Genomic DNA, 14,164 nt, shown 5'->3' with positions numbered 1-14,164 from the left:
GTTCTTTACTGTTGATTATGGAAGCAAAGCTATAGTCGCGATTTAAGGTCAGTCTGAAACGAAAATTAATTTTTCTTCATACAGATCCACTACTCCCACACCACTTCAATTACCTCTTTTTTCAAATCGACAGTCGTCTGTTTTTCGTCAGCCGATCGGCGAAGGGTTAATTTGCCATTGGTAACTTTAGTGGCTTCCTGTTGCAAAACGTGCGTAGCGTCTTTCTTATGGAATACGGATACAATCTGCTCTGTTGTCTCTATAGGAAGCGTCATGGTTTTACCCGTAGCCTTTACCGACCGAACGTTTGGTTGTAAATCCTGATTTCGAAGCAGTGCTAACGCACGCGATGCCTGCGGAACTCCGTAACCAACATAGTTATTCCCATACGGATACAGATGGGATGATTTCTCGATAATCTCCATCACCTGCTTATTTGTCAGCTTAGGATTCGCCTGCATGATACAGGCCGCAAAACCCGTAATAACAGGCGCTGATAAGGAAGTCCCATAAAGAGAAAAGCAAGAGACGTTGGGTTTCAGGTAAGGCAAATTTTCTGGACCAATGCTGCTATAACCGATCCGATTCCAGAGTCGGGCATTTGTAGCACCAATGGCCATCACGCCCTGAGCGTCGGCTGGCGTACTAATAATGCGCCATGACCTGTCGTCGCCTTCGTTACCGGCCGACACAATAATTAAGATTCCTTTTTTATCAGCCGCAATCTGTGCTGCTCGGCTAATGAGGCTCGTATGGCCGTCCATCTGGCTGGGCTCATAATTTTCTTTCGGGTTACTCATGCCCTTCGCATAGCCCAGCGATGTATTAATGAGCCGGACACCAAGGCTGTCCATCCATTCCATAGCTGCCACCCAATTGTCTTCTTCGCCCCGGTATTCACGATTGCCCTGGTCGGTTCGGGCTAAGTAAAATGTTGCGTCGGTAGCCAGACCAAACTGAATATTTTCCAAAGGGTCACTTCCCGCAATAGCCGCCAGCACTTCTGTACCATGAAAATCAGACATGGTTTCGAGCGTACGAAACAGATTATCATGTGTCTTCTTTTCATTCACATAATCACGCACCCGTTTAACACCCTGACGCGCAAATACATGCTTAAGCGCATTGGCCGAATCAGCCCCGAAAAAACCGGCATCAATTACACCAATGTTTACAAAACGACCAGTTAAACCTGCATGGGCAAAATCGGGGGCCTGAATCTGGGCCATAACCGGAGCCATTTGGGGATTAACAGGTAGATCCAGCGCGGTAATTACAATCGCCGGATCAATAGCTTGAATCCCCTTCACAAAGGGCATGGCAAGAACCCGTGCCTGTTGTTCCGTCGTTAAGTAGGCTGACACTGCATTAAGCCAGCGCGATTGACAAATAGGCCGTATGCCTGCCTGCCTGAACTGGTTCAGATAAGTTGCCGAAACAGGCTGGTCTGTCTCATCCAAAGGAAGGTTCTGCTGTTGTCGTTTGGTGAGTGATTGTTGCGACAAAGCCGGAGCAGATGCCGGGTTTTTATCGCGAAGCAACACCCAATATTTAGGCGCTACATTAGGCTGGGCCTGTAGCAGCGAAGTTAACAGGCAGAAGAATACCGTTTGGCGAAGTGTCATGAGTTGTTTAGGCAGAAAACGAATTGAATTTTATCGGGAGTTACCTGACAAAATCTTATTAAATCTAACCATGAAAACACACAGAAACTATTCTGGGTTTTGAGTTTCTTTGCAAAATTAATCAGAAATTCAGCCTCAACGGTCTACCGTATGCGTTATTTCCCTATCGATAATCAACTTTTCGTTCACAACCGCCAGCGACTCACTAATCTGCTGAAACCTAAATCACTGGTTGTTGTGAATGCAAATGACATCATGCCTACCAATGCCGATGGCACGATGACTTTTCGGCAAAATAACGACCTCTTCTACCTCACGGGAGTTGATCAGGAAGAAACATGTTTAGTTCTGTTTCCTGAACATCCTGATCCAAAATTTCGCGAAGTCTTGTTTCTAAGAGAAACCAGTGAGCTTATTGAAATCTGGGAAGGGCATAAATTGACCAAGGTCGAAGCCGAGCAGGTAACGGGTTTGCCCCAAAAGCAAATTTACTGGACTCATCAGTTTGAGCAGATTTTTACACAGATGGTTTTCGAGGCCGAATATGTCTACCTGAATACCAATGAACATACCCGCGCCGGTGTACAGGTTCAGACCCGAGATGCTCGTTATATCGACGAATTTCGGCAAAAATACCCCTTGCACCATTTAGAGCGGCTTGCTCCATTAATGCACTACCTCAGGGCTATTAAACAGCCACAGGAAATACCTCTTATTCAGACAGCCATTGACATTACGGATAAGATGTTCCGGCGGCTGCTTGGGTTTATTAAACCGGGCGTCTGGGAGTATGAAATCGAGGCTGAAATGATGCATGAATACCTCAAAAATCGTTCGCGAGGAGCCGCTTACAGTCCTATCATTGCATCGGGTGCTAACGCCTGCGTGTTACACTATATCGACAACAGTCAGCAATGTCAGGATGGCGATGTAATTCTACTCGACATTGGTGCGGAATACGCTAATTATAATGCAGATATGACGCGATCTGTACCGGTTAATGGTCGATTTACGGAACGTCAGCGCGCTGTATATGACGCTGTCTTACGGGTGATGAACGAGGCCAAACAGATGCTGCGACCTGGTAATCTCTGGGACGATTATCACCAGGAAGTGGGTAAGGTAATGGAGGCTGAGCTAATCAGCCTGGGCTTGTTGGATCGTGCTGAAGTTGATAAACAGGACCCTGATGCACCCTTGTACAAAAAGTATTTCATGCATGGCACGTCACACTTTCTGGGCCTTGACGTTCACGATGTAGGCAACAAATACCGAAAAATGGAACCAGGTATGGTCTTCACTGTTGAACCCGGTATTTATATCCGCGAAGAGAAACTAGGTATTCGATTGGAGAACAACGTCGTCATCACTGAGTCAGGAAATATTGACCTGATGGCTAATATCCCAGTCGAAGCTGACGCTATTGAGGAATTAATGAACAGATAGAGAAGTACGAATTACGATGTCTGATTTATAGCATGCGTCAGCAACAAATCAGACATCGTAATTTATAAGTCATTACGCTGTCTTAGCGTTTTCACGTTCAAGCGCGATATTCAGACTGGAATAAATTCGGCGAATAGCTGTCTCCAAGCGCTCCCAACCGGCATCAGAGCGAAGGTCAATATCGCCAATATGGTCACGTTGGTTGCTGGTAAGCACTAAATGAGTGACAGCTGCTACCATCAGGCTAGTAATGGCAATTGGATCGAAGGCAGAATAGGGGGCCAATTTGCTAACCATCGTTTTGTAGGACTGATCCCGGAAATCGGCTAGTCGCCGGGCTAGTTCGGTCTCTCCATTCGACATTTCCCAGCGAATCAACTCCTGCGAAGACTTACGGCTCCTGAACTCACGCATGAACTGGATGGTATACTCAGACCAGGCTTTACTACGGGCTTCAGGGGCCAAATTGTCTGGCACTGAATCCAGGAATTTGTCATTAAACATCGACAGGAAAAATCCACGATGCACATAGGCTTCCAGCAAGCCGTTCCAGCCACCGAAGTAGCGGTAAATAAGTACTTTATTCACACCGGCGCGCTCGGCAACGGCGTTGATGCCAGCCTTTTCAGTGCCTCGCTCGGCCATTACTTCACCCATGGCGCGTAAGATACGTTCCATGGTCATCTGGCGATTTCTTCGCTTGACGACTTTCATACAATTGGGTCGTTTTTTGTTATTAAAAGAGGAATCAGTGATTTTCGTTGTAGCCAGACTATTCGATTAGACTAATCCACAAATCTACTGTTGCTACAAATATGATTATTACCAGTGATGTTATCAAAAAATAATATCAAGAAAAAATAATAATAATCAGCATAATGATTTACTAACTATGAGATAGCTTAATGAATAATATACTCTTAATATGATTGAACGGCCGAAATTCAGGCACTAAACTAAATAATATATAAAGTAAAATAAAAATTAAATTATTGATTATCAGTGTATTGATTAGATGTATAATATTTTTATTAATTACCTGTAGTGAATCCCTCACGTTATACTTATTGCTTTTATTTAACTACAGCGTGCTGGATTCACTTAAGAGGAGTTTCGTATAGTATTTATCGTTCGGGGTAGGAAGCTATCTGACCTGATAGCTCTTGGATAGCTTCCTGAAGTTGATTTCTATTTAAATGAATGTCCATTTCCATTGGGAAATCAGGATAAGTATGCCAGGAAGGAACAAGGGAATGATCAAGCTGAATTTGCAGACAATATTTATCGTCGGATAGCGCTTTTGCTTCCATACTCAGGCCGGGTTCTGAGAAAGTCAGCGTAACATGATTAGTAGCTTTGTTCCAAAGTGAGCGTAACCCAACAAGTAAACGCTTAACCTCCCAAGTCTGCAGAGGGGCTGATTGAGTATCCGCTTTTTGTCCCCAGAAAGTTGAAAACCGGCATTGTAATCGGTTCCGGTCCCGCCAGGTTTTGGTGACCTTACCATAGCCTAAAATAGCGAGTTCAAATGAGTTGGGAGAGCCAGAAGAAGAGACGAATTTCATAACAATATTGATTAGGGAGTGAGTATATGTCTACTTAACAAATATACTAACTGTTTGTTGATAAAATACTATTTTTTCAAGCGCTTTTAGAGGATTGACTTCTTGTTTATGGACCAGATTGACCGAGCCACCGGCTATGGAAGAAATTCTGTTAACAACTTCGTTACATATCCACTTAGTGACTTTACTTATCTTTGCCGCCGAAAGAAAATACACGAACTACTAAATTCAGATAGATGGCAAATGTGCTCATTATTGGAGCCGGTGGCGTTGGGAGTGTTGTAGCGCACAAATGCGCGATGAACAGCCAGGTCTTCACAACTATTATGCTGGCCAGTCGTACTAAAGCAAAGTGCGATCGTATTGCTGCCGAAATTCAGGAGATGCATGGCATAACTATTCAAACGGCCCAGGTCGATGCAGATGTCGTAGCGGAGACAGTTGCCTTGATTCGGTCGTTTAATCCGGTTCTGGTCATCAATGTAGCCTTACCTTATCAGGATCTGCCCATTATGGATGCTTGTCTGGAAGCAGGTGTTCACTATATGGATACGGCCAATTACGAACCCAAAGAGGTAGCTAAGTTTGAATATAGCTGGCAGTGGGCCTACAAAGAACGCTTCGAACAGGCGGGATTGATGGCTCTACTTGGGTGCGGGTTTGACCCTGGAGCTACGCAGGTATTTACTGCTTATGCGTCCAAGCACTATTTCGATCGGATGGATTACTTAGATATTGTGGATTGTAATGCAGGTAATCACGGTAAAGCGTTTGCTACGAATTTTAACCCGGAAATTAATATTCGGGAGATCACTCAGCCAGGTCGCTATTGGGAGAATGGAGAATGGGTTGAGATTCCGGCTATGAGTATTCACAAACCCATCGACTACCCGGCAATCGGCCCACGCGAATCCTATGTGCTTTATCACGAAGAACTGGAGTCTCTGGTAAAAAACTTCCCAACCCTGAAACGAGCGCGCTTCTGGATGACCTTTGGTCAAGCGTATCTGACACACCTCGAAGTGCTGCAAAACGTGGGTATGACCCGGATCGATTCGGTTCAGTTTAAGGGCATAGATATTGTTCCACTTGAGTTTCTGAAAGCTGTATTGCCTGCTCCTGACTCGCTTGGGGAAAACTATACTGGACAGACCAGCATCGGTTGCCAGATTAAAGGGGTAAAAGATGGCGAAGACCGAACGTACTTTATCTGGAACAACTGCGATCATGCCGAAACATATCGCGAAGTGCGCGGACAAGCGGTTAGCTATACAACCGGTGTGCCTGCCATGATTGGCGCTATGCTTATGCTGACTGGTGTATGGATGAAGCCTGGTGTCTGGAATTGCGAAGAACTGGACCCCGATCCATTTATTGAGCAAATGAATAAACAGGGATTACCTGTTAACGAACGGGTGAATATTCCTCTGCCGCACGAGTATCCAGCCTGATTAAAATTTATTAAAAACGAAGATCCCGCTATACAACAAGGCGGGATTTTCGTTACTTAGTAAGCTGACAATCAATACTACTATTCCTTACCCCATCATAGACCGTTTTATCATGAAGCTTATATTCTTAACTTTTCTAGCTAGCCTGTCTATCCTGAGTGTATCCGCTCAGAAAAGAGACTCCACTAAGGCCAGTTCAACTCCGCAGTATAACCCCAATGCCCAGCGTAATGGCTATGAAACGTACCAATCTACCAGTCAGATTGTTGGTACCGGGCCTTACACGATGGTGAATACTATGGATCATCGGTACGAAGGACTTCGGGGAACCCCTTATTTCCTGCCAGCCTGGAATAAAGGTCAGATCGAGATGGTGGCTGGACAGCATTATAAAGAAGTCCCGATTAAATTTGATGCCTATCGCCAGCACCTGATTTTACTTCGAACATGGGCAGGTAACGATTCCATTATCGTTAATGCCGATCAGGTAAAGTCATTCCAGCTTAAGAATGCCGAAGGTCAGTTCTATGTTTTTCGGCACATACCAACGGCCAAGACCAGCGATGAATCTCTGAAGGAAGGTTATTTTCTTGTACTCTATCAGGGTAAATCGGCCTTGCTAAAACGGGTATCAAAATCGTTTAAACAAGCCGATTATAAAAATCCATACGCGAGCGGTAATCGCTACGATGAGTTCCGGGATGTTAATTCTTACTACGTACTCAAACCCGATCAGACGCTAACGAAAGTAAAGCTTTCCGACAAGTCGATCATCGAAAGCCTTGGCGATCATGCCGATGAATTGAAGTCATTTGTCAAACAGGAAAACTTGAGCGGCAAAACAGAAAATGATGCTATTCTGGTTGTACAGAAGTACGATAGTTTTTAAGCTTGCTTATGGAAATTGAGTAGAGCGGACATCCAAGCGTTATAAACAACCTAACGCTATGTCTCGCTCCAATCCATCCAGTGATGTCGCACTGACTTACAACGACATTATTTTTCAGGCTCGTAATCAGGCTTATGGTGCCTTCGACCTGCGCCAACATTATCGACCGACGCTTAGCCGCGCAGTAGGGCTGGGCGTCGGTTTGTTTTTGCTGGGAGTGGCTATTCCTACACTCTACGATCGGTTTTGGCCTAAGGAATCCAGTTCAGATAGGCAGATCATGACCGAGGTAACCCTTACGAAGGTAGAGGAGCTTCCTGCTGAAAAACTCATAGAGTTACCTCCTGTTGAAAAGCAACCCGTGGTGAATACCGTCCGAAATTTACCGCCTGTCGTGATGCCCGAAGCCGATGTTATAGAAGAGAATCCGCCTGCTACAGTCGACGAACTTAAAGATGCCACTTCCGGACCTGAAACTGCCGAAGGTTCAGGCGATGTCGAGGTCATTGCGGCTCCTGAAGCAAAGGCACCTTCTGTACAGGAAAAAGCAGTTGAGGTAGAGGCTAAAACCGAAGGCGAATTTGTAATGGTCGAACAACAGCCCGAATACCCAGGTGGTATAAATGCGTTGATGAGCTTTCTGGGCAAGAACCTGAATTATCCACGTTCGGCAGCTTCAGCTGGTGTTGCGGGGCGGGTATATGTCAGTTTTGTCGTCAATACAGATGGAAGCCTCACTGATATTCAGGTGCTGAAGGGAATTGGCTTCGGTTGCGATGAAGAAGCCATTCGAGTGATGAACAAGATGCCCCGCTGGAAACCAGGTAAACAGTCTGGCCGTGCGGTTCGGGTAAAGTATAATTTACCAATCTCCTTTACACTAGAGTGATGCCTGCATACTAAATACAATCTTCCCATCACATTCGGGATAGATTTTCCTGAACGCCAAGGGCATTAGTTTTATACCTTTGCGACATGAATACAACCTTGCTACAGCACCTCAACGAACCTGCTATTCCGTCGCCCTGCTATATTCTGGAGGAGGCCAAACTGCGTCGAAACCTTACTTTAATCGATTCGGTCCAAAAGTCTGCTGGCGTAACCATTATTCTGGCATTAAAGGGCTTTTCGATGTACAGCGCGTTTCCGCTGGTGCGAGAATATTTAAGCGGTGCCACAGCCAGTTCACTTAACGAAATCAAACTCGTGAATGAGTATATGGGTGTGCAGGCACATACGTATATTCCCGCCTACCGCGATGATGAATTTGATGAAGTTGTGGAACGGAGTAGTCATCTAACGTTCAATTCATGGAGTCAGTGGGAGCGTTTTAAGGATCGAGTTGCCGGAAAACCCGTTTCTTGTGGTATTCGGGTAAACCCGCAATATTCCGAAGTCGCTACGGAGATGTATAACCCATGCGTACCCGGTTCTCGCCTGGGCGCTACGCGAGACCAGCTACCCGATCAATTGCCCGATGGACTGGAAGGAATTCATTTTCACACCCTCTGCGAAAATGATTCATTCACGTTGGAACGGACTCTTGAAGCGCTCGAAACCCGATTTGATAACCTGCTCCATCAGGCTAAATGGGTTAATTTTGGTGGTGGGCACCTGATGACTCGTGAAGGCTATGACACCAATCACCTGGTTGGCTTGCTGACAGCTTTCCGGCAGAAATATAATGTGGACATTATTCTGGAGCCTGGTTCCGCCATTGCGTGGCAAACGGGCGTACTTTTATCAACCGTGCTTGATGTGGTTGATAGCCAGGGGATTCAAGTGGCTATTCTGGATACGTCATTTGCAGCCCACATGCCCGACACGCTCGAGATGCCTTACAAACCACGTATTATCGACTCCTATCACGAACCCGTTGCTGGTAAACCAACCTACCGACTAGGTGGCATGACCTGCCTCGCTGGTGATTTCATGGGCGATTACTCGTTCGATGCACCACTCGAAATAGGTGATAAACTCGTGTTTGATGATATGATTCACTATACGATGGTGAAAACGACAACATTCAATGGAGTGAATCTGCCAGCTATTGGTATCTGGAAAGAAAATGAAGCGTTTCAACTGGTTAAAGCCTATGGTTACGAGAGCTTTAAAGATCGGTTGAGTTAGTTGGATTCTTGCTTTAAAACAGAAGCGGTGCCACGATTTAGAACCGTGGCACCGCTTCTGTTTTAAAGCTTTACTCAATCTCTCCTGTTTCTTCCCAGTGCTTCAACCAATCTTTCTTGACACCATGAATCTGGGAGAAAAACTCGTAAAAAGGGATCATATCGGTTGCATAGTTGCTCGTAGCGTAAATTGGATCACCCAGCAGAACGAGCTTACGAGGCCAGTCGAAACCGACCGGAATGAGGGGAACGCCCGCTTTAAGGGCAATGTAATAGAAGCCTGTTTTTAGCTTCGAAACATTACTGCGAGTTCCTTCGGGTGCAATACAGATATGAAGGCGCTCATTCTCATCGAAAACGACAGCTATTGCATCTACTAAATTGTGCGATTTATCGCGGTAGACTGGTCTGCCACCCACAGCCCGAAAAAACCAGCCTGAGTACCACCTAAACAGTGAACTCTTGGCGAGGTATTCGATCCAGACGTGAATAGTAGGTCGGACACCTAAGCCGATAAGAAAGTCCCAGTTGGTGGTATGGGGAGCTACAACCCAGATCGCTTTCGGTAAGACAGGAATAGGCCCAACTACCCGCCATCCGGCAATTTTAAACAACCAACGGGTAATAGCACCAAGCATAATAAGAAATAGCCTTTAGTTAATAGTCAATTAGTAGTAGTTACTGTTGACTATTAACTAAAGGCTATTGACAAATTTTAATACTTCCGGTCATTGCGCTCTAACCAACGGCCTGTCATAAACGAAGCCGTGAGTAGTACAGCGTAGAACAGGAGAGTCAAAGGAGTTGATAAATCCATGTCGGTGTTCAGTTGAATTCAGATGCAAAAGTACAATGTAAAACCTATGGCACAAACAGGTATAGCCAAGAGTAGTTAAGAATTGTCAAGTATGGCCAAGAGTTGTCAAGTACAATAAGGAGTGTCTAGGAACTGACAAGCAACTTTTTACCAGTCTTGACTAAACCTGACAATCCTTGACCAGTTTACAAAACTCCCTTAGTACTCGGAAGGTTGTCGAGTTCTTTAATATTGCGCCGAACGGCCATTTTAATGGCTTTGGCAAAGGCCTTAAAAATGGCTTCAATCTTATGGTGCTCATTGTCGCCCTCAACCTTGATATTCAGGTTGCATAACGCGGTATCCGAAAATGACTTAAAAAAATGAAAGAACATTTCGGTGGGCATATCGCCAATTTTTTCACGCCGGAAATTAGCATCCCAAACAAGCCAGGGGCGTCCCGAAAAATCAATCCCGACCTGTGCCAATGCTTCGTCCATGGGCAGTAAAAATCCGTAGCGGCTAATACCTCGCTTATCGCCAAGAGCACGTCGGTAAGCTTCGCCAAGAGCGAGAGCTGTATCTTCAATAGTATGATGTTCGTCGATGTGAAGATCGCCGTTAACCTGGATGGTTAGGTCTGCACCTGAGTGTTTGGCCACCTGGTCGAGCATGTGGTCGAAGAAGCCGAGGCCAGTATGAATGTTGGCTTGGCCACGCCCGTCGAGGTTTAGATCGACGCGAATCTGAGTTTCTTTGGTATTTCGTTCAACAGTCGCCGTTCGGGCGGGTAATCGGAGAAACTCACAAATCTGATCCCAATCACCGGTTTTAAGCGCAATAGCGTTCTGCATAGCTTCTGTCAAGCCCGAAACATCAGCCGTTTGTACAGCTGTCAGACCATCTGGAGGCAGGAATAGAATGGCCTTGGCACCCAGATTGACGGCTAGTTGTACGTCGGTCAATCGATCACCAATGACATAGCTATTAGCCAGATCATATGTGTCGGAAAAATACTCGGTTAGCATACCAACACCTGGCTTGCGAGTTGTTGAGTTATCGCGCGGGAAATGGCGGTCAATATGGACAGCTGCAAAATGGATATTTTCACCGGCAAATGTGGCCAGCATCTTATTATGAGCGGGCCAGAACGTATCTTCGGGAAACGAATCGGTACCAAGTCCATCCTGATTGGTGACCATTACCAATTGGTAATCAGTTTCTTCGGCGATTGTACGCATAGCCGAAATTGCTTTCGGGACGTAATCGAGTTTGGCTAATGAATCGACCTGCTGATCGGGCTGTGGCTCAATAATAAGCGTACCATCGCGGTCAATAAATAAAATTTTTTGCATAGTGTGCAGGAATAAGCCCACAAAGATACAGCTAGAGTGCAATCCAATTGAAAAAGTGTTATGTTTGCAGAATAGTTTATAGCTATTCAGATTACTCCTCACGCCATTTTTTTTACTTATATGTTACTTTATAGGCTTATTGAAGTCTATTATTTATAAAACTTAACGCTTATTGATTACCTAGTCGCCCGAGTTAATAACTTGTTACTTTACTTGCTTTTTTAGCTTATACGAATAAAATAGCTTGCTTATAAACCAATTTTCTTCGTAATCATACAATCCATATACCACCAGCCAGCCTAAAATAAAAGGAAAAATTTAATGTATTCTCTTACATAATCATACAATTATAAACTCTTAGGTACAGCATGCCAGCAGCATCCATATTAACCCGAATTGGGGTTTTCTATGACGGTAATTATTTTTTACACGTAAGCAACTATTATAATTATTCTCACGAACGTCGTAGTCGTATAAGTATTTCAGGTTTGCACGCGTTTATTCGGCGTCAGGTAGCTGAAGAAGAAGGCGTCAACGAGCGCCTGTGCCAGATTGTCGATGCGCACTATTTTCGTGGACGGTTAAATGCTCACGAAGCGAATCAGCGTGGCAATCAACTCTTCTACGATCGGTTATTCGATGATATTCTAATGTCGGAAGGAGTAGTTACGCACTACCTGCCAGTGAAAACTTACCAGGGCTATCGTCAGGAAAAAGGAATCGATGTTTGGTTAGCGCTCGAAGCTTTCGAGTTGGCCCAATACAAGAAATTCGATGTAGTGGTACTCATTACGTCTGATGGCGACTATGTGCCCCTTATCCGTAAACTGAACACACTGGGTTCACGAATTATGGTCCTGAGCTGGGATTTTGAATTTCTGAATGAACAGGGTGAAAAGCAGGTCACACGCACTTCGCAGGATTTACTAGAAGAAGTGTCGTATCCGGTAGGAATGCACGGGCTAATTGATGATCGGAGCCGCCGGAACGATATGGTTATTCAGAACTTATTTGTAAAGCAACAAACGACTCGACCAACTTTTACAGCAGTAACTGCCAATGGGAGCAGTTATGGAAATGGATTTGGTAACGGACTTTCTGCGGGTGATGGCTATGATTCTGCCTATTCATCTTCGGATGAGCCTAACTATAATCTTGCCGATGGCTTGGATTTGGTCGATGACGATCCAGAAGGCCGTAAAATCAGTACGATTCGCAGTCTGAAAACCGGCTATGGTTTCGTGAACTATCCCCCCAACAACCTGTTTTTTCATTATACCAGCCTTATTGATACTGATTTTAATGAATTACAGGTAGACGATGAGGTTGAATTTACCATAGGCCAAAACGCTGAAGGCAAAGATATTGCCATTGATGTTCGGTTATTACGGCCATAAGGCATGAATGTCCTGCGTGTGTCTGTTGACAGCATCCCAGCAATTCAGTGGCATGCGTTAGCCTGGGCTATGACCCAACAGGCGCATAAAGAAGACGGTTTTGTCGCCTTTCTGAACAATAACAGTATTGCTTACCCGAATGACCCGTTTCCAAACCGATTGTTTGTCGGGCGGAAGCGGGTCATCTCGTTTTCAGACTCAGCTACTATTCAGGACTTGGCCGATGCTCACCGAGAACAACCTTCATTTTTAGTAGGTTACTTGAGCTACGATCTTAAGAATCAGCTTGAAGTACTTAGTAGTCGTAACCCTAATCGGCTGGGTTTCCCGGATGCCTATTTTGTGGAGCCAGAGTGGATTATCGATTTTGAAGAGGATAACGTGGTGATTCGGGGGGAAGGTGATCTCGAAGCGATTGCTATTACCCTCACCGACCCGTCGGACCGCCCCAACCCCTCTCCCAAAACGGGAGAGGGGGGAGAATTCGGGAGTTTTGCTCCCCTTTCCCGTTTTGGGAGAGGGGTTGGGGCGGTCCGACGGGTCGGTGAGGGTAAAGAGAGAAACGCCGTCCAATGCCGTGTAACTCCCCAGGAATACCTGGACAACGTTCGCCAGATTCAACAGCATATTCTGGCGGGCGACGTGTATGAATTAAACTATTGCATTGAGTTTTTTGCCGAACATATTGACTTGGAGCCATTGGCTACCTATTATGCTCTGAATGAGCGCTCACCAATGCCATTTTCGAGTTTTCTGAAAATCGGTGATCGGTATAGTATGGGCGCGTCGCCGGAGCGATTTCTGAAAAAAGAAGGCCGTAATATTCTGTCGCAACCGATTAAAGGAACTATCCGTCGTGGAAAAACGCCGGAGGAAGATGACGCGCTTCGAGCCCAACTCTTGAGTTCGGAAAAAGAACGGGCCGAAAACCTGATGATTGTCGATCTGGTTCGGAACGACCTCGCCCGAAGCGCCAAAACGGGTTCGGTTCAGGTAGATGAACTCTTTGGTATTTACGGCTTTCAACAGGTTTATCAGATGATTTCGACTGTATCGGCTACTCTGCGCGACGGGGTTTCGTGGGCCGATGCCATCCGCAATGCCTTTCCGATGGGTAGTATGACAGGTGCTCCCAAAATCCGGGCTATGGAGCTGATCGATGAACTGGAAGTGAGTAGGAGGGGCGTGTACTCGGGCGCCATAGGCTTCATAACGCCCGAGGGTGATTTTGATTTTAGCGTTGTTATTCGGACGCTGCTCTACAATGCCCAAAGTCAGTATGCCTCATTTTCGGTTGGCAGTGCCATCACCTACGATGCCGACCCCGAACAGGAATGGGAGGAATGCCTCCTAAAAGCGCAGGCCATTCGAAGCGTTTTAGAGAATAGCCTTTAACCTGGAAGATAATTTTGCTTCCGGGCTAAGTTTTTTGTGGAATTACCACCTTTTTCTTCTCTTATAGCATAAGACTTGCAACGTTTGGTTTCATTAAAGCCTCATTAAAAGGCAAA

The 14,164-nt window shown here is 45.5% G+C and carries 12 protein-coding genes; 7 read left to right on the top strand and 5 right to left on the bottom strand.

The window, feature by feature from the left end:
• Positions 1 to 89: 89 nt before the first annotated feature.
• Entirely contained in the window at positions 90 to 1,625 is a 1,536-nt protein-coding gene (locus GO755_RS37720; protein WP_157590618.1) for a S8 family serine peptidase, read from the bottom strand.
• A 150-nt stretch (positions 1,626 to 1,775) separates the two neighbouring features.
• On the opposite strand from GO755_RS37720, the gene GO755_RS37715 reads away from it, so the two are divergent.
• Positions 1,776 to 3,071, top strand: coding sequence for an aminopeptidase P family protein (locus GO755_RS37715; protein ID WP_157590617.1), 1,296 nt, complete (start codon positions 1,776 to 1,778; stop codon positions 3,069 to 3,071).
• A gap of 72 nt (positions 3,072 to 3,143) precedes the next feature.
• Here GO755_RS37715 and GO755_RS37710 read toward each other — a convergent pair whose 3' ends face one another.
• Together GO755_RS37710 and GO755_RS37705 are read right to left on the bottom strand one after the other, a co-directional pair.
• The gene (locus tag GO755_RS37710) at positions 3,144 to 3,755 is read right to left on the bottom strand and encodes a TetR/AcrR family transcriptional regulator (RefSeq protein WP_111350314.1); all 612 of its coding nucleotides are present in this window, start codon (positions 3,753 to 3,755) and stop codon (positions 3,144 to 3,146) included.
• A 440-nt stretch (positions 3,756 to 4,195) separates the two neighbouring features.
• Positions 4,196 to 4,636, bottom strand: coding sequence for a WapI family immunity protein (locus tag GO755_RS37705; RefSeq protein ID WP_157590616.1), 441 nt, complete (start codon positions 4,634 to 4,636; stop codon positions 4,196 to 4,198).
• A gap of 236 nt (positions 4,637 to 4,872) precedes the next feature.
• Here GO755_RS37705 and GO755_RS37700 point away from each other — a divergent pair, with 236 nt between their 5' ends.
• From GO755_RS37700 to nspC, 4 genes are all read left to right on the top strand, one after another.
• The gene (locus tag GO755_RS37700) at positions 4,873 to 6,087 is read left to right on the top strand and encodes a saccharopine dehydrogenase family protein (protein ID WP_157590615.1); all 1,215 of its coding nucleotides are present in this window, start codon (positions 4,873 to 4,875) and stop codon (positions 6,085 to 6,087) included.
• Between the two features lie 112 nt (positions 6,088 to 6,199).
• Positions 6,200 to 6,976, top strand: a complete 777-nt coding sequence (locus GO755_RS37695) for a hypothetical protein (protein WP_157590614.1) — start codon at positions 6,200 to 6,202, stop codon at positions 6,974 to 6,976.
• Between the two features lie 58 nt (positions 6,977 to 7,034).
• Entirely contained in the window at positions 7,035 to 7,865 is an 831-nt protein-coding gene (locus GO755_RS37690) for an energy transducer TonB (protein ID WP_157590613.1), read from the top strand.
• 86 nt (positions 7,866 to 7,951) lie between these two features.
• Positions 7,952 to 9,106: a carboxynorspermidine decarboxylase gene (gene nspC, locus GO755_RS37685; protein WP_157590612.1), complete on the top strand. Its 1,155-nt coding sequence runs from the start codon at positions 7,952 to 7,954 to the stop codon at positions 9,104 to 9,106.
• A gap of 70 nt (positions 9,107 to 9,176) precedes the next feature.
• On the opposite strand, the gene GO755_RS37680 is transcribed toward nspC, so the two are convergent.
• Both GO755_RS37680 and hisB read right to left on the bottom strand, forming a co-directional pair.
• The gene (locus GO755_RS37680) at positions 9,177 to 9,743 is read right to left on the bottom strand and encodes a 1-acyl-sn-glycerol-3-phosphate acyltransferase (RefSeq protein ID WP_157590611.1); all 567 of its coding nucleotides are present in this window, start codon (positions 9,741 to 9,743) and stop codon (positions 9,177 to 9,179) included.
• Between the two features lie 364 nt (positions 9,744 to 10,107).
• Positions 10,108 to 11,256, bottom strand: a complete 1,149-nt coding sequence (hisB, locus tag GO755_RS37675; protein WP_157590610.1) for a bifunctional histidinol-phosphatase/imidazoleglycerol-phosphate dehydratase HisB — start codon at positions 11,254 to 11,256, stop codon at positions 10,108 to 10,110.
• 368 nt (positions 11,257 to 11,624) lie between these two features.
• On the opposite strand from hisB, the gene GO755_RS37670 reads away from it, so the two are divergent.
• Both GO755_RS37670 and pabB read left to right on the top strand, forming a co-directional pair.
• The gene (locus GO755_RS37670; RefSeq protein WP_157590609.1) at positions 11,625 to 12,653 is read left to right on the top strand and encodes an NYN domain-containing protein; all 1,029 of its coding nucleotides are present in this window, start codon (positions 11,625 to 11,627) and stop codon (positions 12,651 to 12,653) included.
• Positions 12,654 to 12,656: 3 nt separating this feature from the next.
• Positions 12,657 to 14,048, top strand: coding sequence for an aminodeoxychorismate synthase component I (pabB, locus tag GO755_RS37665; RefSeq protein ID WP_227687260.1), 1,392 nt, complete (start codon positions 12,657 to 12,659; stop codon positions 14,046 to 14,048).
• The last annotated feature ends 116 nt before the right edge of the window (positions 14,049 to 14,164 follow it).

This window comes from Spirosoma arboris (genome assembly GCF_009754945.1).
Taxonomy (GTDB): Bacteria; Bacteroidota; Bacteroidia; order Cytophagales; family Spirosomataceae; genus Spirosoma; species Spirosoma arboris.
The sequence above is the reverse complement of the archived record's forward strand: the minus strand, read 5'-3'. Positions and strand labels throughout refer to the sequence as shown.

Excerpts from the sequence above, each read along its gene's own strand:
- GO755_RS37720 (WP_157590618.1), bottom strand. The coding sequence starts at position 1,625 with ATGACACTTCGCCAAACGGTATTCTTCTGCCTGTTAACTTCGCTGCTA.
- GO755_RS37715 (WP_157590617.1), top strand. The coding sequence starts at position 1,776 with ATGCGTTATTTCCCTATCGATAATCAACTTTTCGTTCACAACCGCCAG.
- GO755_RS37710 (WP_111350314.1), bottom strand. The coding sequence starts at position 3,755 with ATGACCATGGAACGTATCTTACGCGCCATGGGTGAAGTAATGGCCGAG.
- GO755_RS37705 (WP_157590616.1), bottom strand. The coding sequence starts at position 4,636 with ATGAAATTCGTCTCTTCTTCTGGCTCTCCCAACTCATTTGAACTCGCT.
- GO755_RS37700 (WP_157590615.1), top strand. The coding sequence starts at position 4,873 with ATGGCAAATGTGCTCATTATTGGAGCCGGTGGCGTTGGGAGTGTTGTA.
- GO755_RS37695 (WP_157590614.1), top strand. The coding sequence starts at position 6,200 with ATGAAGCTTATATTCTTAACTTTTCTAGCTAGCCTGTCTATCCTGAGT.
- GO755_RS37690 (WP_157590613.1), top strand. The coding sequence starts at position 7,035 with ATGTCTCGCTCCAATCCATCCAGTGATGTCGCACTGACTTACAACGAC.
- nspC (WP_157590612.1), top strand. The coding sequence starts at position 7,952 with ATGAATACAACCTTGCTACAGCACCTCAACGAACCTGCTATTCCGTCG.
- GO755_RS37680 (WP_157590611.1), bottom strand. The coding sequence starts at position 9,743 with ATGCTTGGTGCTATTACCCGTTGGTTGTTTAAAATTGCCGGATGGCGG.
- hisB (WP_157590610.1), bottom strand. The coding sequence starts at position 11,256 with ATGCAAAAAATTTTATTTATTGACCGCGATGGTACGCTTATTATTGAG.
- GO755_RS37670 (WP_157590609.1), top strand. The coding sequence starts at position 11,625 with ATGCCAGCAGCATCCATATTAACCCGAATTGGGGTTTTCTATGACGGT.
- pabB (WP_227687260.1), top strand. The coding sequence starts at position 12,657 with ATGAATGTCCTGCGTGTGTCTGTTGACAGCATCCCAGCAATTCAGTGG.